Consider the following 25,656-nt stretch of genomic DNA (forward strand, 5'->3'; position numbering starts at 1 on the left):
ACGCCCGGTGGATCTTGGCTGGCCCGGCGAAGATCCGCAAGACGCGCGCCTCAGTGGCCGGGGGTGAACGACACCGGCAGCGCGACCAGCCCGCGCACCCAGGCCGAGGGCCGCCACACCAGCGCGTGCTCGGCCACCGCCAGCCGGAGGTCAGGCAGCCGGTCCAGCAGCACCTCGATCGCCGTGGTGGCGATCACCTCGGCCGCCTCCTGCGCCGGGAACGGACAGCCGTGCTCGCCGTACGAGTAGCTCATGTGCGCCCGGTTCCCCTCGGCCGGGCGGCCGTCGGGCTGGCGCACCAGCGGATCCCCGTTCGCCCCGGCGAAGCCCAGCAGCACCATGTCTCCGGCGGCGATCCGCTGGCCGCCGAGCGAGGTGTCCTGGGTGGCCCAGCGACCGGCGAAGATCTGGACCGGCGTGTCCTCCCAGAGCGCCTCGTTGAGCGCCTGGCTGATGCTGCGCCGACCGCCGGCCAGCGAGGCGGCGAAGCGCTCGTCGGTGAGCATCAGTCGCAGCGCGTTGGAGATCCAGTACGAGCTCGGCTGGTGGCCGGAGATCAGCAGCACCCGCAGGTCGCGCATGACCTCGTCGTGCTCCAGGCCGACCGGGTGGGCCAGCATCCGCGAGGCCACGTCCTCGCCCGGGACCTCGGCCTTCGTCCGGACCACTTCGAGCATCAGCTCCAGCAGCCGCTGGGCGGCGGCCGGCGCGCCCTGTCCGCCGTCCAGCATGGTGAGCACCGCGTCGACCAGCTCCGGCGCCTGCTCCTCGTCCAGACCGAACACCCGGCAGAGCACCAGCAGCGGCATCAGGTGGGCGTACTCGGCGACCAGATCGGCCTCACCGCGCCCGGCGAATCCGTCGATCAGCCGGTCCGCGATGTCCTCGCTGTGCTTGCGCAGCTCGTACGGGTCGATCCCGGCCAGCGCGTCGGTGACCGCGCGGGACCGTCGGACGTGCTCCTCGCCCTCGGTGTACAGCATCGACGGCACCGGGGCCATCATCGGCTTGAGCGGCCAGTCGGCGGGCAGGGTCTCCCAGGCGTGCCAGCGGCTGGAGTCCCGGCCGAACAGCTGCGGCTGGCCGGTGACCTGCTGCAGCTCGCGGTAGCCGATCACCAGCCAGGCGGGCACCCCACCGGCCAGCTCGACCGGGGCGACCGGGCCGTGCGCGGCGCGCAGCTCGCGGTAGAGCTGGGCCGGGTCGGTCTGGAAGCGCGGGCCGTACAGCGGCGTGGCGCCGGCGTGCGCCGGGCAGCCCGGGGGCGGGGTGGCGGCGGGCTGGGTCACGGGGTGCTCTCCTCGTAGATCGCGTCGGGTGCTCCGGTGAGGGCGGCCGCGGCGGAGGCGGTCGACTCGGCGGAGTCGGCCTCGACGGTCGCGGTGGCCACGACGGTCGCGGCGGTCGCGGCGGTCGCGGCGGCCCCGACAGTCACGGCGGCGGCGACGGGAACGGGAACGGGGGCGGCGGCAGCGACGGGGGCCGGGGCTGAGGCGGCGGGCTCCGCCAGTTCCGCCAGCTCGGCCGGGTCGGCCCCGGCCAGGGCGGCCAGGTGGTGGACCAGGGTGATCAGCACCCGCTTGCCGGAGTCGCGGTCGCGGGCGTCGCAGTCCACCAGCGGCACCTCCGGCGGCAGGTCCAGGGCCTCCCGGACCTGCTCCAGGGTGTGGCCGGGCTCGCCGAAGTTGTTGCGGGCCACCACGAACGGGGTGCCGTGGTGCTCCAGCCGGTCGATCGCGTACCAGGAGTCCTCCAGGCGCCGGGTGTCCACCAGGACCACCGCGCCCAGGGCGCCGCTGAACAGCCGGTCCCAGAGGAACCAGAAGCGCTCCTGGCCGGGCGCCCCGAACAGGTAGAGCACCTGCCGCTCGGACAGGGTGATCCGGCCGAAGTCGAAGGCGACCGTGGTGGAGCGCTTGCCCCAGCTGCCGGCCGGGTCGATGCCCTCCCCCGCCCGGGTCATCACCTCTTCGGTGTTCAGCGGGCGGATCTCGCTGACCGAGCCGACCAGGGTGGTCTTGCCCACCCCGAAGCCGCCGACCACGACGATCTTCAGCGCGTTGTCGGCGGTCGCCCGCAGCGGGGTGCGCGCCGCGGGCCGGACGTCCTGGAGGTCAGAGCCGTTGGAGGCCATGCAGCACCTGCTTCAGCGTGTCGAGATCGGGCAGCCGGGCCTTGTTCGGCGCGAACCTGGGGTGGCGGGCGGTGACCGCCCCGGACTCCAGCAGGTCCCCGAGCAGGATCTTCACCACCGAGATCGGCAGCGACAGCTCCGCCGCCACCTCCACGACGGCGGTCGGCGCCTCGCACATCCCGAGGATCCGGGCGTGCTCCGACTGCATCCCCGGCGCCGGCTGCCGCTCCGCGACGATCAGGGTGACCAGGTCGAAGGCGTTCTCCGGGGCGCGGCTGCGGCCCCCGGTGATGGTGTAGAGGCGGTCCGGGTCGTCGTCCCGGCCCGGCAGCACCGGCCCGGCGTTCATATCCCGGCGCTCTCGCGCGCGGCCCCGTCGGCGTCCGCTTCCGCGTCCCGGGCGGGCGCGCTGAGGTGGATGCCGATCTGCTCGATCAGGCCGTGCATGTTGTGGCCGACCACGCCCACGTCCGCGTCGTCGTCCGTGACCACCGCGAGGTGGGCACCCTCACCGGCCGCCACGATGCACAGGATGCCGCCGTGGAACTCGGTCATCGACTGCCGCACGCCACCGCTGCCGTCGCCGAACTCGATCGAGGCGCCGTGCGCCAGGCTCTGCAGTCCGGAGGCGATCGCGGACAGCTGGTCGGCCTGGTCGGCGCTCAGCCCGGCGGTGTGGCAGAGCTTCAGGCCGTCGGCGGAGAGCACCAGGGCGTGCCGGGTACCGGGGGTTGCCGCCAGCAGGTTTTCCAACAGCCAGTCGAGGTCGCGGTCGGTGGCGCTGCTCATCAGGAGTCCTTCTCGGTGACAGGGGAAGCGTCGGGCGTGGTGTCGGTTGCCGCGGCCGGCGCCGGCCCGGGGGCGGGCAGCACCGGCTGGGCGGCCCGGCGGAAGGCGCCGAACCGGGCGGCGGCACGCGCCGCGTCGGTCCGTACGGGCTTCGCGGCGGGGGTCGCCGCCGCGGTGGTGGCCAGCGTCTGCCCACGGCGGCGCTGCGGCAGGCCGCTGTCGGTCATCGGGGCGGTTGCGGCCGGGCCCGGGGAGGGGACGGCGGGCGCGGCCGGGCCCGGGGAAGGGACGGCGGGCGGCGGGACCGCCCGGGCGGCGGGTACGGCGCTCGGCGCGACGGGCCCGGCCGCGGTGGCCGTGGAGGTGTTGGGCGCGGGCGGAGGTGAAGCGGGCGCCGGGCGGGCGGGGGTGAGCGCCGGGCGCACGGACTCCACGGCGGGCGCGGGTGCCTGGGCGGGCGCCGGTGCCGGGGTCGCGTGGGTGACCAGCTGCTGCGGGATCAGCATCACCACGCCGGTGCCACCGCGCGCGGACGGCCGGAAGGAGATCTGCAGCCCGTGCTTGCGCGCCAGCACGCCGACCACCGCGAGGCCCAGCCGGGTACCGGCGGACAGCGTGGCGAGGTCCAGCGGCTCGGCGGACACCGCGCGTTCGGCCCGGCGCAGCCAACTGTCGCCCAGGCCCAGGCCGCTGTCCTCGACGGTGACCACCAGGCCGGCCGGCACCTCCTCGACGTAGACGTGCACCTCGGCCGGCGGGGCGGAGAAGTTGGTGGCGTTGTCCAGCAGTTCGGCCAGCGCGTGCATCACGCCCTCGGCGGCGAAGCCGGCCACCGCCGCGGTGCTGGCGTTGTGCAGCCGCACCCGCTGGTAGGCGCCGATCCGGCCGAGCGCGCCGCGCAGCACCGACTCCACCGCGATCGGCTTGGCCCACCGGCGGCCGGAACGGGCGCCGGTGAGCACCGCGATGCCGTCCGCCATCCGGCCCGCCTGGGCGGTCGAGTGGTCCAGCCGCAGCAGGTCGCCGAGGACCTCCTCGTCGTGCCGGTGCTGCATCTCGCGCAGTTCCGCGTGCATGCTCGTGGCCAGCGCCTGGACCCGGCCGGCGGCGGTCGCGCAGACCGCGAGCGCGGCGGCCCGCAGCCGCTCACCGCGGCCGACCTCCTCGCCGACGGCGCGCAGCAGGGCGTACTGGGGGTGCTTGCGGTGCGCGGACAGCGCACTGTCCACGGACGCGCCCCCGCGCAGCTTCTTCACCACCTCGGGCAGCACACCCTCGGGGATCCGCTCCAGCTCGGCCCGCTCGGCGGCAGCCCGCTCGCGCTCCGCCGCGGTCTCGGCCCGCTCGGCGTCCAGCTCGGCCGCCAGCCGGGCCAGCTCGGCGTGCGCGGCGGTGACGTCGGCCTCGACCCGGGCCTGTTCGGCGCGGGCGGCGTCCCGTTCGGTGAGCGCGGCGGCGGCCCGGTCCAGGGCGGCCGTCTCGGCCTGCCGGGCGGTGCCGGCGGCGACCAGCGCGGCCCGGGTCTCCTCGTGCTGGGCGGCCAGGTCCTCGGTCAGCCGCCGGACACGCTCGGCGCCGGTCGCGGCCTGGCCGACCGCGATCAGCCAGAGCACCGCCACGGCCCCCACCGCGAGGGCGGTGAGCGGCTGGTGCGCACCCAGGGCCCGGCCGATGCCGACCGGCGCGGCGACCAGCGCCAGCAGGACGGCGGCCCCGGTCAGGGCGACGGTGCGCGGCGCGGGGCGGCGGCGCGGCCGACCGTCGGGGCTGGTGGCTTCTCTCATCGGTACGGTCCTCGGCAACGTCGGCGGGCGGCGGCGCGGGCGGCCGGCGACGGCTGCGGCCGCCGACAGCTGGTCGGGCGCATACCAGACCGCCCGGTGGCGTCGCGAAAGGTCTCCGGGCGGTTGATCGGTTCACGCTTTCGGCCGATCATATCGATTCAGACATTGGCCTCAACACGCTAGTTGACGGCCAATCTCCTTCATTCACGCCGACTACACCGCATCGCGACACCTTCCACCCCACCGGCCCCCGCGACCCGGGCCGGTGCGGGCTCCACCGCCCCCACGCCGCGTCGGCGAACCGCCCGACCATCGCCCAGGCCCGAGCGTCAACCCGGGTTGGCAACTTCGGCCTACTCGAACCGCCGCTCCAGCGCCTCCTCGAACGTCCCCCGCCCCACCGCCCGCTCCGGCGTCGTCAGCCCGCCCGCCCGCAGGGCCCGGCCGGTCGGCCCCGGGATCCCCAGCGGCAACAGCACGCGCCGCCGGCCCGCCGCCCGCAGGTACGCCTCGGCCAGCTCCCGGTACGACCGCACCCGCGGCCCGCCCACCTCCGGAGCGAACCCGGCCGGCTCCCGCCCCACCAGTTCCACGACCGCCGCCGCCACCTCCCGGACCTCCACCGGCTGGATCCGGGCACCGTTCACCACCGGGAACACCGGCAGCCTCGCGCTCAGGTCGAAGGCCTTCAGCACCAGGTCGTGGAACTGCGTCGCCCGCAGCACCGTCCACCCCAGCCCCGACTCCCGCACCACCCGCTCACACCCGAGCTTCGCCCGGTAGTACGCGATCGGCACCCGGTCGATCCCCACGATCGACACGTACACCAGGTGCCGCACCCCGGCCTGCCGGGCCTCCGCCACCAGCCGCCCGACCGCCGCCACGTCCTTCCTCCCCTGCGTGGTCGCGCAGTCCACCACGGTCTCCACCCCGGCGACCGCCGCCGCGACCCCCGCCCCGGTCACCAGGTCCCCGACCACCCACTCGACCCCGTCATCCGCCGCCCGCGCCCGCCGGCTCAAGGCCCGCACCGCCACCCCGCGCGCCACCAACAGCCGCACCACCTCCCGTCCCAGCGTCCCCGTCGCCCCGGTCACCAGCACCGTCCCCATCACCGCACCACTCCTCTCCCGAATCCCGAATCCCGAATCCCGAATCCCGAATCCCGAACCACCGACACCGGCTACTGACCGGACACCGCCCGCATTCGTGACATCGGCTCCTCCCGGAAACGCGCAGAAGCGGGGCGAGGACCGTGAAGTCCTCGCCCCGCTTCAGGGATTCACCTCAGCAGGTGAACACCGGGGTCGTCAGCTGCAGCCGCTGGTGGAGCCGCAGCCCTCGCAGAGGTAGCAGCTGCCGGCGCGGCGCATCTTGGTGCCGCAGGAGAAGCAGAGCGGCGCGTCGGCGTTGAGGCCGAGCTGGATCTCCATCAGCTCCGTGGAGTTGTGGGCCTGCTTCGGAGCCGCCTTGGACGCCTCGACGGCCGGGGCCGGGGCCGGAGCGGGGGCCGGCTTGGCGGCGGCCACCGGAGCGGACTGGGCGAGCGACTCGGTGTCGATCTCCTCGGCCTCCAGCGGCTCGTAGGAGCCCGTCTCCAGGTGGCGGGTGCGCTCCTCGACGGAGTGGATGCCGAGCGCCGAGCGCGTCTCGAACGGCAGGAAGTCGAGCGCCAGGCGGCGGAAGATGTAGTCGACGATCGACTGGGCCATCCGCACGTCCGGGTCGTCGGTCAGACCGGCCGGCTCGAAGCGCATGTTGGTGAACTTCGAGACGTAGGTCTCCAGCGGCACGCCGTACTGGAGGCCGACGGAGACGGCGATGGAGAAGGCGTCCATCATGCCCGCGAGGGTCGAGCCCTGCTTGGACATCTTCAGGAAGACCTCGCCGAGGCCGTCGTCCGGGTAGGAGTTGGCGGTCATGTAGCCCTCGGCGCCACCGACCGTGAAGGAGGTGGTGATGCCCGGGCGGCCCTTGGGCAGGCGCTTGCGGACGGGGCGGTACTCGACGACCTTCTCGACCACGGCGGCCGGGGCCTCCTCGGCCTTGGCCTCGTCGCCGGACTTCTTCTTGGCCGAGAGCGGCTGGCCGACCTTGCAGTTGTCGCGGTAGATGGCCAGTGCCTTCACGCCGAGCTTCCAGGCCTCGAAGTAGATCTCCTCGATCTCCTCCACGGTGGCGCTCTCCGGCATGTTCACGGTCTTGGAGATGGCGCCCGAGATCCACGGCTGGATCGCGGCCATCATCCGCACGTGGCCCATGGCCGAGATGACGCGCTCGCCCATGGCGCAGTCGAACACCTCGTAGTGCTCGGTCTTCAGCCCGGGCGCGTCCACCACGTTGCCGTGCTCGGCGATGTGGGCGACGATCGCCTCGGTCTGCTCGTCCTGGTAGCCGAGGCGCTTCAGGGCGCGCGGCACGGTGCCGTTGACGATCTGCATGGAGCCGCCGCCGACGAGCTTCTTGAACTTGACCAGGGCGAGGTCGGGCTCGACGCCGGTGGTGTCGCAGTCCATCATCAGGCCGATGGTGCCGGTCGGGGCGAGGACGGAGGCCTGGGCGTTGCGGAAGCCGTTCTGCTCGCCGAGGCGCAGCACGTCCTGCCAGGTCTTGTTGGCCTCGAGCCAGACCGGGGCGTCCATGTCCTCGAAGGAGACGGCGTCCAGGGAGGCGTCGGCGTGCTGCTTCATGACCCGCCGGTGGGCGGCGGAGTTGCGGGCGTAGCCGTCGTACGGGCCGACGACACCGGCGAGTTCGGCGCCGCGGCGGTAGGCGGTGCCGGTCATCAGCGAGGTGATGGCACCGGCCAGGGCGCGGCCGCCCTCGCTGTCGTAGGCGTGGCCGGTGGCCATCAGCAGGGCGCCGAGGTTGGCGTAGCCGATGCCGAGCTGGCGGTAGGCGCGGGTGGTCTCGCCGATCTTCTCGGTCGGGAAGTCGGCGAAGCAGATGGAGATGTCCATCGCGGTGATGACCAGCTCGACGACCTTGGCGAAGGCGGCGGTGTCGAAGGTGTCGTCGTCGCGCAGGAACTTCATCAGGTTCAGCGAGGCGAGGTTGCAGCTGGAGTTGTCCAGGTGCATGTACTCCGAGCACGGGTTGGACGCGTTGATGCGGCCGGACTCGGGGCAGGTGTGCCAGTGGTTGATGGTGGTGTCGTACTGGATTCCCGGGTCGGCGCAGGCCCAGGCGGCCTCGGCCATCTTGCGGAACAGCTTCTTGGCGTCGACGGTCTCGATGACCTCGCCGGTCATCCGGGCGCGCAGGCCGAATTCGGTGCCGTTCTCGACGGCGGTCATGAATTCGTCGTTGACGCGGACCGAGTTGTTGGCGTTCTGGTACTGGACGGACGTGATGTCGTCGCCGCCGAGGTCCATGTCGAAGCCCGCGTCGCGCAGGGCGCGGATCTTCTCCTCCTCCTTCACCTTGGTCTCGATGAAGGCCTCGACGTCCGGGTGGTCGACGTCGAGCACGACCATCTTGGCCGCGCGGCGGGTGGCGCCGCCGGACTTGATGGTGCCGGCCGAGGCGTCGGCGCCGCGCATGAAGGAGACCGGGCCGGAGGCGTTGCCGCCGGAGGAGAGCAGCTCCTTGGAGGAGCGGATGCGGGAGAGGTTGAGGCCGGCGCCGGAGCCGCCCTTGAAGATCATGCCCTCTTCCTTGTACCAGTCGAGGATCGACTCCATGGAGTCGTCGACGGACAGGATGAAGCAGGCGCTGACCTGCTGGGGCTGCTTGGTGCCGACGTTGAACCAGACCGGCGAGTTGAAGCTGAACACCTGGTGGAGGAGGGCGTGGGTCAGCTCGTGCTCGAAGATCTCGGCATCGTCCTTGGTGGCGAAGTAGCCGTGCTTCTCGCCGGCCGCGCGGTAGGTGAGCACCACGCGGTCGATGATCTGCTTGAGGCTCCACTCGCGCTGGGGGGTGCCGACGGCGCCGCGGAAGTACTTGGACGTGACGATGTTGACGGCGTTGACCGACCAGAAGTCGGGGAACTCGACGCCGCGCTGCTCGAAGTTGATCGATCCGTCGCGCCAGTTGGTCATGACGACGTCACGCCGCTCCCAGCGGACCGCGTCGTACGGGTGCACGCCAGGGGTGGTGTGGATGCGCTCCATCCGGAGACCGCCCTTCGGGGCCTTAGCGCCCTTGGCCGCCGTCTTCTCGGACTTCGACCCGCGTGCGGAACCGCTCGTGGTGTCTGTCACTTCTCGCTCCTCCTCCTGGGCAAACGCCCGTAGTGCCCTGAAAAGTCCGGGCACCGCTGGTTCGTTCTTCCGGTGTGCGGGCAGGCGGGGACCCCGTCCGCTTGCGCACGGTTCGTAGTGTTCCGTGCCCCGTTTTCGGGCACGCGTGGGCCCACGCGGGGCCGGTGTGGTGCTGACGACCCACGGGGGGCCTGCATTGTGGTTCGGGGGGCCGCGAGGGCCCGGCACGCCTCCTAGGGCGCGGCGGCGGGAACGGGCACGCAGGTGCCGTCCGCCTCGGGGGCGGGCCGCTCGGCGCGGAGTTCCGCGATGGCGGCCTCGAAGTCTTCGAGTCCGTCGTACGCCTGGTACACGCTGGCGAAGCGCAGGTAGGCGACCACGTCGAGTTCCTTGAGCGGGCCGAGTATGGCCAGCCCGACCTCGTGGGTGGTCAGCTCGGCGTTGCCGCTGGCGCGCACGCACTCCTCGACCCGCTGGCCGAGCTGGGCGAGCGCGTCCTCGGTGACCGGGCGGCCCTGGCAGGCCTTCCGGACGCCGGTGATGACCTTCTGCCGGGAGAAGGGCTCGGTGACGCCGCTGCGCTTGATGACCATCAGCGCGGCCGTCTCCACGGTGGTGAAACGGCGACCGCAGTCCGGGCACTGTCGACGACGGCGAATACAGCTGCCGTCCTCCGTGGTCCGACTGTCGACGACGCGGCTGTCGGAGTGCCGGCAGAAGGGGCAGTGCACCTGGGGATCCCTCCCTGGCAGGACGTGCGGACCTGTTGAGTCTATGCGATGCGCCCCCGGCCTCGGCAAGCTGATCATGCGACGCGACCACTAGTACTGGGCACGGAGAGGACTCTAGCCACTACATCTAGGTCTCAGAGGGAAGCGACACCCCTGGCGTGTCGGCGCCGATTAGACTGCCGGAGTCGACATCCGGTCGAACATTTACTCGATGTACAGCAAAGCCTTGATCGAGTCAGCCAACTCCCGAATAATTCACTCGAACGTGTGTTTGGCGCAACCTTTCGATAGGAGGTGCGTTGGGCTGGAAAAGGGGAGAGGACAGCCGTCGAGAGGGGCCGCCGTGAACACCGTCGAAACCAACACCATCCCGGTGCAGGAACACTCCCAGTTCAAGGTGGGGCAGCGCACCACGAATCAGCAGAGCGTGGACATCAGCATGGACCGCAGCGAAGACCACCGCCTCTCCGGGCCGGCCGTTTCCACCACGGGCCGAGTCCCCGACCAGCCGATCGAGCACTCCCCCACCATGGACGACACCCACACCTCCCCCGCCCGCTCGATGCCCGGCCGCCCCCCCGGCATCCGGACCGACGAGGCAGGCCTCACCGAGCGCCAGCGCCGGGTGATCGAGGTCATCCGCGACTCCGTCCAGCGCCGCGGCTACCCGCCGTCCATGCGCGAGATCGGCCAGGCCGTCGGCCTGTCCAGCACCTCCTCGGTCGCCCATCAGCTGATGGCCCTGGAGCGCAAGGGCTTCCTCCGCCGGGACCCGCACCGCCCTCGCGCCTACGAGGTCCGCGGCGTCGAGGTGGCCCGCCCCAACACCGCCGAGACGGCCGGGCGCCCCTCCACCTCGTACGTGCCGCTGGTCGGCCGGATCGCCGCAGGTGGCCCGATCCTCGCCGAGCAGACCGTCGAGGACGTCTTCCCGCTGCCCCGCCAGCTGGTCGGTGAGGGCGAACTGTTCGCCCTCACTGTGCGCGGCGACTCGATGATCGAGGCGGCCATCTGCGACGGCGACTGGGTCACCGTGCGCCGCCAGCCGGTCGCCGAGAACGGCGACATCGTGGCCGCGATGATCGACGGCGAGGCCACCGTCAAGCGGCTCAAGCGCGAGGACGGCCGGATCTGGCTGATGCCGCACAACCCGGCGTACGAGCCCATCAACGGCGACAACGCCACCATCCTGGGCAAGGTCGTCGCGGTCCTGCGCCGCCTCTGACGGCAGCGCCCGGCCGCCACCCACCCGCGGCCGCCACTACAACGGGAAGGGGCTCCACCGCGTCGCGGGGAGCCCCTCCGTCGTTCACCGGGCCGCAGCCCCGGCCCCCGGGGCCACAGCCCCCGGACCCTCAGCCCCGCTTCACCACCGGCCGCACCGGCGCCGCCGAGGCGTCGATCGCCGCCAGCGAGCGGCGCACCTGGTTGCGGTCCGTGGTGTACCAGAACTCCGGCATCGAGGACCGGAAGAAGCCCCCGTACCGCTTGGTCTCCACCCGCGGGTCGAGTACCGCCACCACGCCCCGGTCGTCCGCCGCGCGCACCAGCCGGCCCGCGCCCTGCGCCATCAGCAGCGCCGCGTGGGTGGCCGCGACGGCCATGAAGCCGTTCCCGCCGTGCTGTTCGACGTCCTTCTGGCGGGCGCTCATCAGCGGGTCGTCCGGCCGCGGGAAGGGGATCCGGTCCATCACCACCAGCTGGCAGGCCGAGCCGGGCACGTCCACGCCCTGCCAGAGCGAGAGCGTGCCGAACAGGCAGGTGCTCGCGTCCGAGGCGAACTCCCGGATCAACTCGCCCAGGGTGTCCTCCCCCTGGAGCAGGATCCGGTGGTCCAGCCGTTCCCGCATCGCCTCGGCGGCCGTCCGAGCCCCGCGCATGGAGGAGAACAGGCCCAGCGTGCGCCCACCGGCCGCCTCGACCAGCTCGGCCAACTCGTCGAGCATGTCCGGCCGTTCGGGGTCGCGCCCGGGGTCGGCGAGGTGCTTGGCGACGTACAGGATGCCCTGCTTGGGGTACTTGAACGGCGAACCGACGTCGATCCCCCGCCAGTACGGGACGGCGTCCTCCCCGAACCCGGAGCCGGAACCCTCGCCCGCACCGGAGCCGGACCAGGAGCCGGATTCCGGGTTGTCGCCGGCCGTGCGCTCGTCCGGCAGCCTGGTCTCCTTGGGCAGGCCGAGTGAGCCGGCCACCCCGTTGAAGTCGCCGCCGAGCTTGAGGGTGGCCGAGGTGAGCACCACCGAGCGCTCCTTGTACAGGCCCTCGCGCAGCAGCCCGGACACGCTCAGCGGCGCGACCCGCAGCGAGGCGGTGCCCAGCCCGTAGCGGTCGCTGCGCTCGATCCAGATCACGTCGTACTCGGAGTCCTCCAGCAGCCGCTCGGCGGTCTCGTGCACCGTCTCGGCGGAGGCCATCGCCTGCTTGCGCACGGCGTCCTCGTCGCTGAGGCCCTTGTCCCTGGTCTCGCCGAGCGAGGTGATCACCTGCCGGGCGGCGTCACGGATGGCGGTGACGGCGTAGGCCAGGTACTCCGGGAGCTCCTCGACCCGGCCGGGCTGGGCGGTCTCCATCAGGCCGTGGTAGTTCTCGGCGGCGGCCTGCAGCAGGTCGACGGCCTTCTCGTTGGCCAGCCGGGCGGCCCGCTTCACGGCCCGGTTGACGGCGCCGACGGTCAGTTCGGCGGTGGCCGCGCCGGTGACCCGGTTGACCAGCTCGTGCGCCTCGTCCACGATCAGCAGCCCGTGCTCGGGCAGCACCGGCGCGCCCTCGATGGCGTCGATCGCCAGCATCGCGTGGTTGGTGACGACGACGTCGGCGAGCTTGGCGCGCTCCCGGGCCTTCTCCGCGAAGCACTCCTGGCCGTAGGCGCAGCGGGTCGCGCCCAGGCACTCCTTGGAGGTGACCGACAGCTGTGCCCAGGCCTTGTCGGAGACGCCGGGGCTCATGTCGTCGCGGTCGCCGGTCTCGGTCTCGTCGGCCCAGTCGCGCAGCCGGAGCACCTCCTGCCCGAGCTTGCCGGCGGGGCCGCCGAGCGCGTCCACCGGGTCGAACAGGCCCTCGCCCTCGTCGCTCGGGGTGCCCTCGTTGGCCCGGTGCAGGCAGAGGTAGTTGGAGCGGCCCTTGAGCATCGCGTACAGCGGCCGGCGGCGCAGCACCGGGTGCAGCGCCTCGACGGTGCGCGGCAAGTCCCTTTCCACCAGCTGGCGTTGGAGTGCCAGGGTGGCGGTGGCGACCACCACGCGGTCGCCGTGGGCGAGGGCCGGCACCAGGTAGGCGAGGGACTTGCCGGTGCCGGTACCGGCCTGGACGAGCAGGTGCTCGGCGTGGTCGACGGCGTCGGCGACGGCCTCGGCCATCCGCGCCTGGCCGGGGCGCTCGACACCACCGACGGCCTCGACCGCGGCGTGCAACAGCTCGGGGATCCGCGAGCGCGGAACGGCGACGGCTTCCTCGGCCTCGTCGCCGAGGTCCGTCGCGGGCTGGGATTCGGAGTCGTTCGTCATGACCCTTCCACCCTACGGGGCGGGGGTGACAATCCGGCCCCGTTGCCCGGGGAGGCTGCCGGGCGGCCGCACCTCCACGCCGACCAGGGCGTTCGGCACCGTGCCGTGCCGGACGGCGTGCGGGCGGTGCGGGCGGTCCTGGTAGCCGTCCATGATCAGCCGGTTGCGGTTGAGGCAGAGCCGGTCGATCCGGGGCCGGAACAGGTCGAACAGCTCGAAGCGTTCGCGCAGCTCGGGGAAGCGGTGCTGGTAGCGGTGGATCTCCGCGCGCAGCAGGGCCCAGAACTCGGTCTCGGCGAGCCCGGCCTGGGCCTCCAGCAGTGGGGCGAGGTAGCGGAAGACGCCGATGAACAGTCCGGAGTGGATGAACTGGCACAGCCCCTGGGGATCGTCGCGCAGCAGGACGCCGGCCACCTCGGCGGGCAGGTCGCGCAGTTCGGGTAGGTCCTGGTCGCTGAGGTTGACGTCGTCGACGAAGTCCTTGACCGCGAGCCGGGTCGGGGTGCCGCGGTCGTCGAAGACCACGATGGCGTTCTCGCCGTGCGGGGAGAAGACCAGTCCGTAGCGGTAGAGGAAGTGCAGCAGCGGTGGCAGCATCGCGGCGAACAGCCGGCCGGTCCACTCGGCGGGGGTGAGGCCGGAGCGGGCGATCAGCTCGACGGCGAGCGCCCGGCTGTCGGAGCCGGTCTGGAGCAGGGCGGCGAGGGTGCGGGCGCGTTCGTCCCCGGCCAGGAAGGGGCCGAGCGGTTCGCGCCAGATCGCGCCGAGCAGTTCCTTGTACTGGTAGGGCGAGTCGGGCAGCTCCCGGTAGAGCGGGTGGTCGACGGTGACGGAGGCGATCTCGCCGAGCAGGATCACCCGGCACTCGTCCCGCAGGTACGGGTCGGCGTCGCGCAGCCCGTGCAGCCAGGCGGTGACGGCGGGCGCGGCGAGCGTCCGCTCGACCGGCAGTCCGCGCCAGACCAGGGTGTTGAGGATGGACAGCGGCAGTTTGACGGTGCAGCGCTCGGGGTGGGCGGTGTTGAAGAAGGAGCGGATGGACTGCTGGGGCAGCCGTGGGTCGCCGTCCGAGGGCAGCGGGACGATCTCGCCGGAGGCGATCCAGGGCGCGAACAGCGGCAGCACCGTCTCGTCCCACTGCCAGGGGTGGACGGGCAGCAGCAGGTAGTCGTCGGCGTCCGCGCCGAGCGGGGCGCGCAGCGCGTCGACGTCGTCCAGCTCGCGGACGTACAGCTGCTCGGGCCGCTCCAGGCCGGGCACGCCACGGTACTCGGCGAGCCTGCGGTGGACGGCGATCCAGGGCAGCGGGCGCGGGCTGCGGGCCTCCGGGGTCCAGCGGGCGGCGTCGGTGCCGGAGAAGCCGATCCGGCCCTTGCTGGGGACGATCCACGGGTGGCCGCTCTGCCGGCCCTCCAGCGCGGGGTGGTCGAGGTCGGCGAGTTCGGCGGCGGTGAGCGCGGTGGCGAGCTGGCGGGCGTCGGCGGTGAGGGTGACGGAGAGTTCGCGGAGCAGGTGGGCGGTGGTCTCGCCGCGCAGCCCGAGGGCCTCCCGGGCGTACGGAAGGAAGCGCAGCGGGTCCAGGCCGTCCGGGCGGGAGCAGCGGATCGAGTCCGGGTCGACCTGCCAGCCGTCGTAGGCGCCGCGCCGGGCGGCGAAGCGGTACTCGGCCTCGGGCAGCTTCAGCAGGTACTCGCCGTCGAGGGCGCCGGGAACGGGCCGGAGCAGGTCCTCGTAGGCGAACTCGCCGAGCATCTTGGCCAGCAGGGCGCGGCCGGCCCGCTGCCAGTGCCCGGCGGTGAGGTGCGGGGGCAGGTAGAGCGGTTCGGCGGGCTCAGCGGCCGACGGTTGCGGCACGGGTCAGCTCCTGGGGGCGGGGGACGACGGGGGTCTGCTCGGGGGTGGCGCTGTGCGGACTGTGCTGACTGTGCTGACCGTCCGGAACATTCACGGTTTTCGGAATGTTCGGAAGATTATTGGAGGACACGGAAGACACGGAGGACACGGAAGACGCCGGCGGCGCGAAGCCGGTCCAGGCGGTGCGGTCGGGCAGCCGGTGGACGGTCCGGCCGGTGACGGCGTTGAGGATCACCGCGGCCCGGTGAGCGCCGAGGCCGAGGTCGGGCGTGCCGACACCGTGGGTGTGGAGCTCGGCGTTCTGGACGTACAGGCCGCCGGTGAGTTCGGGCCGGGTGGCGACCCGGTGGTCCAGGTCGACCCGGTAGCGCCCGGACTCGTCCCAGTCGATCAGCCGGGCGAGCGGTTCGAGGGCGGCCGGGCGGGCGGCCCGGTAGCCGGTGGCGAGCACCACGGCGTCGGTGCGCAGCACGTGCTCGGCGCCGGAGTCGGTGTGCCGGCAGCGCAGTTCGAGGCCGCCGCAGGGGCCGGGGCGGGCCTCGGTGACGGCGGTGCCGGGGGTGATCTCGACCGGGGCGCTGTCGATCGGGCGGCCGATGGTGCGCTCGTAGAGGTGGTCGTGGATCTCGGCGAGGGTCTCCGCGCTGGCGGCCTTGTGCAGCTGCCACTGGGCGGTGACCAGGGCGTCCCGGACGGGCCCGGGCAGGCCGTGGAAGTAGCGGGTGTAGTCGGGGGTGAAGTGTTCCAGGCCGAGCTTGGAGTACTCCATGGGCGCGAGGGCCCTGGTGCGGGTGAGCCAGCGCAGCCGGACGCCGTCGCCCTCGTGGCGGCGGAGCAGGTCGAGGAAGACCTCGGCGCCGGACTGTCCGCTGCCGATCACGGTGATGTCCCGGGCGCCGGTCAGGTCCTCGCGGCGGTCCAGGTACTCGGCGGAGTGGAAGGCCCGCGGGTGGTCGGCGAGGGCGGCGAAGGCCTCGGGCAGCACGGGCCGGGTGCCGACGCCGAGCGCGAGGTTGCGGGCCCGTACGGTGCTGCGCCGCCCGGTCGCGGTGTCGGTCAGTTCGGCCCGGAACAGCGGGCCGTCCCGGTGCAGGGCGGTGACCTCGGTGCCGAAGCGGCAGTTGGGCAGCCGGTCGGCGGCCCAGCGGCAGTAGTGGTCGTACTCCCGGCGGGGCAGCTGGAAGCGTTCGGCGAAGTAGAACGGGAACAGCCGGTCCTGGGCGCGCAGGTAGTTGAGGAAGGACCACGGGTTGGTCGGGTCCACCAGCGAGACCAGGTCGGCGAGGAAGGGCACCTGCATCCGGGCGCCGTCGACCAGCATGCCGTGGTGCCAGCGGAATTCGGGGCGCTGGTCGCAGAAGAGCGTGCTCAGGCCGGGTACGGGCTCGGCGAGGGCGGCGAGCGAGAGGTTGAACGGGCCGATGCCGACGCCCAGCAGGTCGTACGGCGGGTCGTGCGGCGGGTCGTACGGCGGGTCGTGCGGCCCGGGGTGCGAAGGGGGTGTCGAGGTGTCCACAGAATGTCCTAGGCGGGGAGTAGGTCTCGGTCGCGGACCATCAGGGCGGCGCGCTTGTCGGGCAGGTCGAGTTCGGCGGCGGCCCGGAACCCGGCCCGCTCGAAGGCCCGGACCGAGCGCCGGTTGCGGACGTCCGGTTCGGCCACCACCCGCTCGCAGCCCGGTCTCCGGCGGAGGATCAACTCGGCCAGGGCGCCGAGCAGCTGGGCCCCGAGGCCGCGGCCCCGGCTGGTGGCCGGGCCGAGCAGCAGGTGGAGGCCGGTGTCCTGCGGCCGGGCCGGGTAGTGGGCGGCGAGCGGGTCGAGGTCGGCGCGGTAGACCTCCCAGTAGCTCATCGGCTCGCCGTCGAGCAGTCCGAGGCAGGGCACACTGCGTCCGTCGCCGTCCAGTTGGGCCCGCAGGTGCCGTTCGGTGACGGTGGGCGGCCCGGCCAGCGCCCAGAACTCGTCGACCTCGGGGTCGTTCATCCACCCGGTGAGCAGCTCCAGGTGTTCCGGCAGCCGGACCGGGTCGAGCCGGAACCGGCCCGCCGGGGTGGGGACTTCGCCCCACCCGGCCAGGTCCTCCGTCATCGGGCCCCCGCCACCGGGTTGGGGATGTCCACGTACACGGACTGGGTGGCGACCGGGCCGACCAGCTCGTCCAGGCCGTTGATCCGGGTGAGCAGGTTGGCCTTGCAGGGCAGGGTGGGCGCGTCCAGCAGCAGGGCGGGCAGCGCCGAACCGGTGGCGGCCGCCCGCGGGCCGGCCAGGAACCGGCGCAGCCCGGCCAGCAGCACCGTCTCGTCGGCGAGCCCCTGGGAGCCGAAGGCGCCGATCAGCCCGAGCACGTGGTTGATGCCGAGGTAGTACGCGAAGTGGTGGTCGATGACGGCGTCCGGCAGGAAGGTGTCGCTCTCCGCGCCGAGTCCGGGCAGCCGGGCGGTGAGCCGGTCGGCGGCGCTCTCCCGGTAGTAGTAGCCCTGGTTGTCGCGGTACCGGCCGCCGCTGGGCCAGCCCTCGGCGTCCAGCAGGACGATGCTGTTCTGCTGGTGCGCCTCCAGGGCGATGCCGCCGCGTCCGTCCAGCCAGAGGACGGGCAGGACGACGGCCTCCAGGTAGCGCAGGAACCATTCGGCGGCCACGGTGCGCAGCGGGCGCCCGGTGCGGGCGGCGAGCGCGCGCAGGGTGTCGCCGAGCGCGGACGGCACGGTGGCGCCGGTGCCGCGCGGCTGTTCGGCGACCAGCCCGGCCACGCACAGCGCGCGCTGGGTGGGCGCGAAGGGCTGGGCGCGCAGCACGGTGTCCAGTCCGCCGGGGTCGCCGAGTGCGGGGTGGTCGACGCCGATCCAGGCCGGGTCCCGGACGATGTCGAAGCCGGGGTGGGCGGCCCGCCATTCGGCGGCGAGGCCGTTCTCCAGCAGCCGGTGCACCTCCAGGCCGCGGTGGAGTTCCTTGCGCAGGTTCTCCCGGCGGGAGTTGGTGATCCGCAGGCCGAGCGAGAGCTTGAGCATCCACGGGGTGCCGGGCCGGTAGACGGTGCGCACCGAGGAGGTGGGGTTCCAGGGTTCGCCGGCCGGTCCGAGGTCGTGCAGCAGCCCGTCGGCGAGCAGGGCGGCGACGGCCGGGCGGTGGGCGAGTTCGCGGGCCTGCCAGGGGTGCAGCGGCAGGGCGGCGGTGCCGGGCGGCAGGGTGGCTTGGCCGCCGAGCAGGTCGGCGGTGATCCGGTCGGCGCTCCGGGCGACGGCCGAGCCGGCCGCGAGCAGGGTGCGGTCCACGGCGAACCAGTGGACCTGGAAGCTGCCGTGGAGTTCGGGCGAGTAGGCGGCGCTCTGGGCCGGGCCGAGGCCGTCGCGGCTCTTCGGGGTGGGGTGCAGTGGGTGGCCGAGCAGCAGGGACTGTTCGGCGGCGAGGAAGTGCGAGCGTTCCGGTCCGCCGGGTGCGGCGGCGGTGCGGTGGTGGGTGAGGATCTCGGCGGTGCGCACGACCGAGTCGGCGACCCTGGCGGCGAGGTCGGCGACCTGTCCGGGGTCGGGCCGGTCGGCGGCCGCGGCGGCGAGCAGGGCGGCGGCGGTGACGGCGTCCACCGGGGCCGCGGCGGTGCTGTCCCCGGCCGAGAGGGCGGCCGGGCCGAAGCGGTGCCAGCCGCCGGGGGACCAGTAGCGGACCGGCGCGGTGAGCCGGGCGGCGCCGCCGAGGACGTCGATCCGCAGTCGGCCGTCCGGTCCGGGGCGGGCGCCGGTCTCCCGCGCCCAGCAGCGCAACAGGGCTTCCAGGGCGGCCTGTTCGGCGGCGACGCCGGGGTCGGGGTGCAGCAGCGGGTCGGGCCCGGGCCGGTGTTCCGCGCCCGCGTCGGGGTGTTCACGGTCCGGCACCTGCCCTCCTCGGTCCTGAACTCGCTGGTCGCTCGTCACCTCCGGCGCCGACGTGTCCTTCGGCTCGGGGCGGGAGTCCGTGGACGGCGGCGGTACGGGCGGGGCTCCGGTGAGGGCGGTGCTCAAGGCTGCTCCTTGGTGCGCGTGGGGGTGCGGACGCGCGCTGGTGGTGGAGGGGGTCGGCGGGCGCTCGCACCGTCGCGTCAGGTAAGGGTTACCTATCCCTGACGGTTGATCACAAGGACCGCTCACTCGTCCGGGTGAAGATCGGGGATAGTGCGCCACCGGGCGGGGCGGCCCTGCTGTGCCAACGAAGGGGCCGGTCCGGCATCACGGATCGGTGACCTCCGGTCAGCCCAGGAACCCGGGGGGCGACTGCCGCCGTCCTGTACCGCGATGGAAGACTCCAGGGCGGCGAGCCGCCGCACCGAAGCCCGGCCCGACACCATCCCATCGCGTACAGGGGGAAACGCACCGATGCCATCGATCCACCGGTCAGCCCTCGCCGCCGCCCTGGTCACCGGAACGCTGCTGGCCGTCAGCGCCTGCGGACCGGACGGCCCGGCGGGCGGCGACAGGACCGCGGCGGCGCCGCCGCCCAGCACGCAGGCGAGCGCCACCCCCGGCGGTGTCATCGGCGGCATCACCCTGCCGTCCGGTCTGCCGACCAGCCTGCTGGAGGGCCTGCCGAAGAGCTGGGACGACCTGAAGAAGTGGAAGTTCGACGACTGGGACAAGTGGGCGTCCAAGCACGTCTTCAACAACCCGGTGGTGAAGGACTTCTGGAACCCGGACAAGATGGGCGACGCCAAGCCCGCCGACCCGGCCCCGCCCACCGCCAAGCCGGCCGCCGCCGACGGGGTGACCGACCCCGAGCCGCCGGTGGTCAAGGCCGTCCAGGTGCCCCGCCCGTACCTCAAGCAGCCCTCCGGGAAGGTGTTCTTCTCCGCCCAGGGCGGCCGGGGCAACTGCTCGGCGACGGTGATCGCCGACCCCCAGCACCCGGGCAAGAGCAACCTGGTCTGGACGGCGGCGCACTGCGTGCACGAGGGCAAGGGCGGCGACTTCTACAAGGACCTGGTGTTCGTCCCCGCCTACAACAACTCCGGTGCCTCCAGCGGCGGCAAGAAGGCCCCGCTGTCCGAGCTGGCCCCGCTCGGCACCTGGTGGGCCGACCAGGTCGTCACCTCCCCGCAGTGGATGGTCGAGGGCGGCCCGACCGGTGACGCCGCCAACCAGTACGACTTCGCCGTGATGCGCGTGCACAACCAGAACGACACCGGCAAGTCCCTGGAGGAGACGGTCGGTTCGGCCGTCCCGGTCTGGTTCGACGCGCCCCGCGACCAGCTCAAGGTCTCGGCCGCCGGCTACCCGCTGGTCAAGCCGTTCGACGGCCAGGAGCTCTACAAGTGCGACGGCGGCAAGCCCACCCGACTGTCCTTCGACGCCAAGCGCCCGTCCATGCTGACCATCGGCTGCAACATGACCCAGGGCGCCAGCGGCGGCGGCTGGTTCGCCACCATGCCGGACGGGAGGACGGCGCTGGTCAGCAACACCTCGATCGGCACCCAGGAGCACACCTCGCTGAGCGGCCCGTACCTGGAGACGGTCGCCAAGCAGGCCCTGGACTGGATCTCCAAGAAGCAGTGACCGGCACCACCACGGGGGCACCTCAGCTTGCGCACCATCAGCACCATCAGCACCACCAGCACCACGGGCATCAGGGGACGGCGGGCCGCCACGGCCGGCGCCGCGCTGCTCGCCGCCCTGACGCTCACCGCGGCCGCCTGCGGCCCGGACGGCCCCGGCGCCCCCGCCGCCCCGCCCGCGGCACTGCCCAAGGCCGCCCCGACCAGCGTGGGTGACCTCGGCGGCTGGAAGCTGGAGGACTGGACCCGGTACGTCGCCGACAGCGGCTTCACCAACCAGACGGCCCCGGGCTACTGGACGACCGCCCGGGTGGAGGCCGCCAAGGCCCGCCCGACCCCCGAGTACTCGCTGACCGCCCCCGCACCGGCCGCCGTCCAGCGCGACGCCCCGCCCTCCCCCGTCCCGGCCACGGCGCAGCCGCACCCGTACGGCCCGGACTCCGCCGTGGTCGGCAAGCTGCTGATGACCACGCCCCAGGGCGACGCGGTCTGCTCCGGCACGGTGGTCGCCGACCCGCTCAACCCGGGCCGGAGCAACCTGGTCTACACCGCCGCGCACTGCCTGCACGACGGCAAGGGCGGCGGCTGGGTGAAGAACCTGGTCTTCGTGCCCGCCTTCAACCGGGACGGACAGGCGGGCAACCGGGACGGCCGGGCGGCCCGCGGCAAGCCCTCCGGCGACCAGCAGGCCGCCCCGTACGGCCGCTGGACGGCGGTGCGCGCGCTGGTGTCACCGACCTGGCTGCAGGAGGACGGCGTCGGCGCCCACGACCAGTACGACTACGGGATCGTCCGGGTGCGCGGCGAGTCCGGCTCCGGCCCGTCCCTGGAGGAGGCGGTCGGCGGGTCCGTGCCGGTCTGGTTCAACGCCCCGCGCGAGCAGGTCACCTCGGCCACCGCCTACGGCTACCCGGTCGAGCGGCCCTTCGACGGCCTGGAGCTGCAGCGCTGTGAGTCCGCCGCCGCGCCGGGCCTGCTCTCCTTCGACCGGGCCCGGCCGCCGATGTACGTGATCGGCTGCACCATGACCGGCGGCGCGGGTGGCGGCGGCTGGTTCATCACCAAGGACGGCAAGCCCAACCTGGTCAGCGTCAGCTCGGTCGGCAACCGCGCCCCGGCGGGCTACCTGGCCGGACCGTCGCTCCAGGACCAGGCGAAGCAGGCCTTCGACTACTTCGTCAAGAACGTGAAGTAGCCCCCGGACGCGGACGTCCGGGGGCTAACGGGGCAGACCGGTCAGCCCTGCAGGGCGACCGTGAAGTGCTCCAGCTCGGCGGCCAGCTCGGCCGGCACCTTGGCGTGCAGCAACGTGCCGTCGGCGGTGTGCTCGGTGCCGAGCAGCTCGCCCTCCTTGTGCACCCGGGAGACCAGGGCGCCCTGGGTGTAGGGCACCAGGGCCCGCACCTCGACGGCGGGGCGCGGCAGCTCGTCGTCGATGAGCTTCAGCAGCTCCTCGATGCCGGCGCCGCTGCGGGCCGACACCACGATGGCGTGCGGCTCGCGGCGCAGCAGGCGCTGCAGCACGTGCGGGTCGGCGGCGTCCGCCTTGTTGATCACCACGATCTCCGGCACGTTCTGCGCGTCGACCGAGACGATGACCTCGCGGACGGCGGCCAGCTGGGTCTCCGGCTCGGGGTGCGAGCCGTCCACCACGTGCAGGATGAGGTCCGCGTCGGCGACCTCCTCCATGGTCGAGCGGAAGGCCTCGACCAGGTGGTGCGGCAGGTGCCGGACGAAGCCGACGGTGTCCGCCAGGGTGTAGAGCCGCCCGCTCGGGGTCTGGGCCCGGCGCACGGTCGGGTCCAGGGTGGCGAACAGCGCGTTCTCCACCAGTACGCCCGCGCCGGTGAGCCGGTTGAGCAGGGAGGACTTGCCGGCGTTGGTGTAACCGGCGATGGCCACGGACGGCACCTGGTGGCGCTTGCGCTCCTGGCGCTTGGTGTCGCGGCCCTTCTTCATGTCGGCGATCTCCTTGCGGAGCTTCGCCATCTTCTCGCGGATCCGGCGCCGGTCGGTCTCGATCTTGGTCTCACCGGGACCACGGGTGGCCATGCCGCCGCCCGAGGAGCCGGAGCCACCGCCACCCATCTGCCGGGACAGCGACTGACCCCAGCCGCGCAGGCGCGGCAGCATGTACTGCATCTGCGCGAGCGAGACCTGCGCCTTGCCCTCCCGGGACTTGGCGTGCTGGGCGAAGATGTCCAGGATCAGGGCCGTCCGGTCGACGACCTTGACCTTGACCACGTCCTCCAGGTGGATCAGCTGGCCGGGGGTGAGCTCACCGTCGCAGACCACGGTGTCGGCGCCGGTGGCGGCGACGATGTCGCGCAGCTCCTGCGCCTTGCCGGAGCCGATGTAGGTGGCCGCGTCGGGCTTGTCCCGGCGCTGGATGACGCCGTCCAGGACCTCGGAGCCGGCCGTCTCGGCGAGCGCGGCGAGCTCGGCCATCGAGTTCTCCGCCTCCTCCAGGGTGCCGTCGGTCCAGACGCCGACGAGCACCACGCGCTCCAGGCGGAGCTGGCGGTACTCGACCTCGGTGACGTCCTGGAGTTCGGTGGAGAGACCGGCGACCCGGCGCAGGGCTGCGCGCTCACTGCGGTCGTACTGGTCGCCGTCGTAGCTGTGGCCGAGGTCCTCGTCGATGGCCGCGTGGTCCTCGTCCATGAGGGCTTCCGCCCGCAGACCGTCGAGGCGGCGCGGGGCGTCGGCGTGGTCGCGGGTGTCGAACGTGGAGGTCATTCTGTCCTTTGGTCGCTGGGTGGCTTCGGCGAGGACCCCTGGATCTCACCCGGGCTCCTGTGCCCTGAGAACGCCGTGGACCGGCCGTGAATTCCCCACGATGGTCGCACGCCGGACACGGGCCGGTCATCCCCATTTCCCCCGGAGTGCCGGGCCGGGCGCCCTTCCGGGGAGCGCGTCGCGCCCTCGCGGGTCCGGGTCCCCTCCGGGGCGTGCGGCCGGCTCACGTCGTACACCCCGGAGACCCTGAGCATCGCCCGCATCAGGGCCGGCAGCGCGCCCGGCTCGGGCAGCTCCACGGTGTAGGTGTGCCGGACCCGCAGCTCCTGCGGCGGCTCGACCTCGGCGGAGACGATGCCGACGCCCGCGGCGGAGATCGCCGCGGTGAGGTCGGCGAGCAGCCGGGGCCGGTTCAGCGCCTCGGCCCGCAGGGTCACCCGGTGCCCGGCCGCCGGGGCGTCCTCCTGCCGCCAGCGGACCTCCAGCTCGGCCCGTCCGTCCGCGCGCAGCCGCTGCCCGGCCGGGCAGGCGGTGCGGTGCACGGCCACGGCGCCGCCGCGGATCGGGTAGCCGGCCACCTCGTCCGGGGGGACGGGCGTGCAGCAGCGGGCGAGCCTCACCGGCGCCCCGGGCCGGCCGGCCACCGCCACCGGGGCGGTCCGGCGCTCGCCCGGCCGGTGCGCGGGCGGGGCGGGCTGGCCGGCGGCCGGGCCGGTGCGCACCACCGGCAGCCGGGCCGGGTGGTCGGCCAGCCAGCGCTCGATGGCCAGCCGGGCGGCCGGGGTGCGGGCGTGCGCCAGCCACTCGGGCGAGGGGCCGGACGGCTGCACCCCGCCGCCGACCGGGAGGCTCTCGGTGAGCACCGCGAGCACGTCCCCGTCCCGCAGCACGGTGGACAGCGCGGTGAGCCGGCCGTTGACCCGGGCGCCGATACATCGGTGGCCGGTCTCCTCGCCGAGCAGGTAGGCGGCGTCCACGCAGCTGGCCCCGGCCCTCAGCTGAAGCGTTTCGCCGTTCTCCGTCACCACGGTGATCTCGCGGTCGCCGGCCAGGTCGGCGGTGAGCGCGGACCAGAAGGCGTCCGGGTCGGGGGTCTCCTGCTGCCACTCCAGCAGCCGGCTGAGCCAGCCGGGCCGGGCCGGGTCGGTGCGGTCCAGCTCGTCGGCGTCCTGGGCCGGGCCGGCCGGGGACGGGTCGCCGAGCGCGACCACCCCGGTCTCGGCCACCTCGTGCATCCGCCGGGTCCGCACCAGCACCTCGACCACCGCGCCGCCGTCCAGCGCGACGGCGGTGTGCAGCGACTGGTAGAGGTTGAACTTGGGGGCGGCCACGAAGTCCTTGAACTCGCCGGGCAGCGGCGTCCAGCAGGTGTGCAGCTCGCCGAGCACCGCGTAGCAGTCGGCGTTCTCCTCGACCACCACCAACAGCCGCCCGAAGTCGGCCGGTTGGGGCTCCTGCGGCCGCCCGTCCCGGCCCGGCGCGGCGGCCCGCTTGAGCAGCACCCGGTGCAGCGAGACGCAGTGCCGGGGCCGTACCGTCACCTCGGCGGCGACCCCGGTCTCGGCCAGCTGGCGGGCCAGTTGCCGGGCGAAGGGCTCCAGCAGGGCGTCCGGCTCGGCCTCGTGGCCGGCCATCAGGCCGCGGGTGCGGGCGTGCTCCTCGGGGTGCAGGGTGGCGAAGACGATGTCCTCCAGCTCCGCCTTGAGCACCTGGATGCCCAGCCGCTCGGCCAGCGGGATCAGCACGTCCCGGGTGACCTTGGCGATCCGCACCTGGCTGGCCGGCTTCATGTGCCGGATGGTGCGCATGTTGTGCAGCCGGTCGGCGAGCTTGATCACCATCACCCGGACGTCGTCCCCTGTGGCGACCAGCATCTTGCGGAAGGTCTCGGCCTCGGCGGCGGCGCCGAAGTCGACCTTCTCCAGTTTGGTCACCCCGTCGACCAGGTAGGCGACTTCGGGCCCGAACCCGGCGCTCACCTGGTCCAGCGTCAACTCGGTGTCCTCGACGGTGTCGTGGAGCAGCGAGGCGACCAAGGTGGTCGTCCCGGCGCCGAGTTGGGCCAGGATCATGGTGACGGCCAGCGGGTGGGTGATGTACGGCTCACCGCTCTTGCGCTTCTGGCCGCGGTGGCTGGCCTCGGCCAGCCGGTACGCCCGGGACAGCAGGGCGAGGTCGGCCTGCGGATGGTGCCGTCGGTGCACCTGGACCAGCGGTTCCAGGGCGTCCGGCACCGGCGGCCGGCCGGTGGCCAGCAGGGCGGCCCGCCCGGCCCGGCCGAGGGCGGCCCGGCCGAGCTCCCCGAGGGGCCTCCTGGCCCCGCCCTGCCGTGCGCTCGTCGGCTGCCCCGTGATGGGGGGCTGCCCGGCTTCGATGGTCATCGGCACCTCCGGCAA

At 73.4% G+C, this 25,656-nt stretch carries 17 protein-coding genes and 1 pseudogene; 3 read left to right on the forward strand and 15 right to left on the reverse strand.

The genetic code is table 11. The features are described from left to right. Positions 1–50: 50 nt before the first annotated feature. The 8 genes and pseudogenes from ACFWIS_RS11280 to nrdR all read right to left on the reverse strand — a co-directional run bounded on the left by ACFWIS_RS11280 (position 51) and on the right by nrdR (position 9,643). Positions 51–1,289 carry a cytochrome P450 gene (locus ACFWIS_RS11280; protein ID WP_380454789.1) on the reverse strand — a complete coding sequence of 413 codons (1,239 nt, stop codon included), beginning with the start codon at positions 1,287–1,289 and terminating at the stop codon, positions 51–53. Between the two features lie 158 nt (positions 1,290–1,447). Further along, positions 1,448–2,134, reverse strand: a pseudogene (locus ACFWIS_RS11285) (ATP/GTP-binding protein); the annotation flags it as partial. Continuing rightward, entirely contained in the window at positions 2,115–2,483 is a 369-nt protein-coding gene (locus tag ACFWIS_RS11290; RefSeq protein ID WP_380454791.1) for a DUF742 domain-containing protein, read from the reverse strand. The pseudogene ACFWIS_RS11285 and the gene ACFWIS_RS11290, both read right to left, overlap by 20 nt. Beyond that, positions 2,480–2,923: a roadblock/LC7 domain-containing protein gene (locus ACFWIS_RS11295; protein ID WP_380454793.1), complete on the reverse strand. Its 444-nt coding sequence runs from the start codon at positions 2,921–2,923 to the stop codon at positions 2,480–2,482. Before ACFWIS_RS11295 ends, ACFWIS_RS11290 begins: the two co-directional genes overlap by 4 nt. Further along, positions 2,923–4,707: a sensor histidine kinase gene (locus ACFWIS_RS11300; RefSeq protein WP_380454795.1), complete on the reverse strand. Its 1,785-nt coding sequence runs from the start codon at positions 4,705–4,707 to the stop codon at positions 2,923–2,925. The genes ACFWIS_RS11295 and ACFWIS_RS11300 overlap by 1 nt, the downstream gene beginning before the upstream one ends. A gap of 353 nt (positions 4,708–5,060) precedes the next feature. Next, positions 5,061–5,819: an SDR family oxidoreductase gene (locus tag ACFWIS_RS11305; protein ID WP_380454797.1), complete on the reverse strand. Its 759-nt coding sequence runs from the start codon at positions 5,817–5,819 to the stop codon at positions 5,061–5,063. A 198-nt stretch (positions 5,820–6,017) separates the two neighbouring features. Continuing rightward, positions 6,018–8,912, reverse strand: a complete 2,895-nt coding sequence (locus ACFWIS_RS11310; RefSeq protein ID WP_380454799.1) for a vitamin B12-dependent ribonucleotide reductase — start codon at positions 8,910–8,912, stop codon at positions 6,018–6,020. Positions 8,913–9,145: 233 nt separating this feature from the next. Beyond that, on the reverse strand, positions 9,146–9,643 hold the full coding sequence (gene nrdR, locus ACFWIS_RS11315) for a transcriptional regulator NrdR (RefSeq protein WP_380454801.1): 498 nt from the start codon (positions 9,641–9,643) through the stop codon (positions 9,146–9,148). A 529-nt stretch (positions 9,644–10,172) separates the two neighbouring features. On the opposite strand from nrdR, the gene lexA reads away from it, so the two are divergent. Continuing rightward, positions 10,173–10,868 (forward strand): transcriptional repressor LexA, encoded by a 696-nt coding sequence (lexA, locus tag ACFWIS_RS11320; RefSeq protein ID WP_380454855.1) that lies wholly within the window; start codon positions 10,173–10,175, stop codon positions 10,866–10,868. 130 nt (positions 10,869–10,998) lie between these two features. Here lexA and ACFWIS_RS11325 read toward each other — a convergent pair whose 3' ends face one another. The 5 genes from ACFWIS_RS11325 to ACFWIS_RS11345 are packed head-to-tail and all read right to left on the reverse strand — an operon-like array spanning position 10,999 to position 18,998. After that, positions 10,999–13,149, reverse strand: a complete 2,151-nt coding sequence (locus ACFWIS_RS11325) for an ATP-dependent DNA helicase (RefSeq protein WP_380454803.1) — start codon at positions 13,147–13,149, stop codon at positions 10,999–11,001. A 12-nt stretch (positions 13,150–13,161) separates the two neighbouring features. Further along, a complete protein-coding gene (locus tag ACFWIS_RS11330) occupies positions 13,162–15,003 on the reverse strand; it encodes an IucA/IucC family protein (RefSeq protein WP_380454805.1) in 1,842 nt (613 codons plus the stop codon). Then, a complete protein-coding gene (locus ACFWIS_RS11335) occupies positions 14,981–16,519 on the reverse strand; it encodes a lysine N(6)-hydroxylase/L-ornithine N(5)-oxygenase family protein (RefSeq protein WP_380523823.1) in 1,539 nt (512 codons plus the stop codon). Before ACFWIS_RS11335 ends, ACFWIS_RS11330 begins: the two co-directional genes overlap by 23 nt. A gap of 8 nt (positions 16,520–16,527) precedes the next feature. Continuing rightward, a complete protein-coding gene (locus tag ACFWIS_RS11340; protein ID WP_380454857.1) occupies positions 16,528–17,199 on the reverse strand; it encodes a GNAT family N-acetyltransferase in 672 nt (223 codons plus the stop codon). Next, on the reverse strand, positions 17,088–18,998 hold the full coding sequence (locus ACFWIS_RS11345; protein WP_380523825.1) for an IucA/IucC family protein: 1,911 nt from the start codon (positions 18,996–18,998) through the stop codon (positions 17,088–17,090). Before ACFWIS_RS11345 ends, ACFWIS_RS11340 begins: the two co-directional genes overlap by 112 nt. Before the next feature lie 351 nt (positions 18,999–19,349). Here ACFWIS_RS11345 and ACFWIS_RS11350 point away from each other — a divergent pair, with 351 nt between their 5' ends. Next, on the forward strand, positions 19,350–20,522 hold the full coding sequence (locus ACFWIS_RS11350) for a trypsin-like serine peptidase (protein WP_380454810.1): 1,173 nt from the start codon (positions 19,350–19,352) through the stop codon (positions 20,520–20,522). Positions 20,523–20,549: 27 nt separating this feature from the next. Further along, positions 20,550–21,716, forward strand: coding sequence for a trypsin-like serine peptidase (locus ACFWIS_RS11355; RefSeq protein ID WP_380454812.1), 1,167 nt, complete (start codon positions 20,550–20,552; stop codon positions 21,714–21,716). 41 nt (positions 21,717–21,757) lie between these two features. On the opposite strand, the gene hflX is transcribed toward ACFWIS_RS11355, so the two are convergent. Next, positions 21,758–23,260 (reverse strand): GTPase HflX, encoded by a 1,503-nt coding sequence (gene hflX / locus ACFWIS_RS11360; protein WP_380454814.1) that lies wholly within the window; start codon positions 23,258–23,260, stop codon positions 21,758–21,760. Further along, positions 23,257–25,641, reverse strand: coding sequence for a RelA/SpoT family protein (locus tag ACFWIS_RS11365; RefSeq protein WP_380454815.1), 2,385 nt, complete (start codon positions 25,639–25,641; stop codon positions 23,257–23,259). Before ACFWIS_RS11365 ends, hflX begins: the two co-directional genes overlap by 4 nt. Positions 25,642–25,656 lie beyond the last annotated feature (15 nt).

This window comes from Kitasatospora sp. NPDC127060 (genome assembly GCF_042724935.1).
Lineage (GTDB): Bacteria > Actinomycetota > Actinomycetes > Streptomycetales > Streptomycetaceae > Kitasatospora.

Bases quoted from the DNA above. Each gene is read 5' to 3' on its own strand.
- ACFWIS_RS11290 (WP_380454791.1), bottom strand. From the start codon at position 2,483: ATGAACGCCGGGCCGGTGCTGCCGGGCCGGGACGACGACCCGGACCGC.
- ACFWIS_RS11325 (WP_380454803.1), bottom strand. From the start codon at position 13,149: ATGACGAACGACTCCGAATCCCAGCCCGCGACGGACCTCGGCGACGAG.
- ACFWIS_RS11305 (WP_380454797.1), bottom strand. From the start codon at position 5,819: ATGGGGACGGTGCTGGTGACCGGGGCGACGGGGACGCTGGGACGGGAG.
- ACFWIS_RS11365 (WP_380454815.1), bottom strand. From the start codon at position 25,641: ATGACCATCGAAGCCGGGCAGCCCCCCATCACGGGGCAGCCGACGAGC.
- lexA (WP_380454855.1), top strand. From the start codon at position 10,173: ATGGACGACACCCACACCTCCCCCGCCCGCTCGATGCCCGGCCGCCCC.
- ACFWIS_RS11350 (WP_380454810.1), top strand. From the start codon at position 19,350: ATGCCATCGATCCACCGGTCAGCCCTCGCCGCCGCCCTGGTCACCGGA.
- ACFWIS_RS11295 (WP_380454793.1), bottom strand. From the start codon at position 2,923: ATGAGCAGCGCCACCGACCGCGACCTCGACTGGCTGTTGGAAAACCTG.
- hflX (WP_380454814.1), bottom strand. From the start codon at position 23,260: ATGACCTCCACGTTCGACACCCGCGACCACGCCGACGCCCCGCGCCGC.
- ACFWIS_RS11300 (WP_380454795.1), bottom strand. From the start codon at position 4,707: ATGAGAGAAGCCACCAGCCCCGACGGTCGGCCGCGCCGCCGCCCCGCG.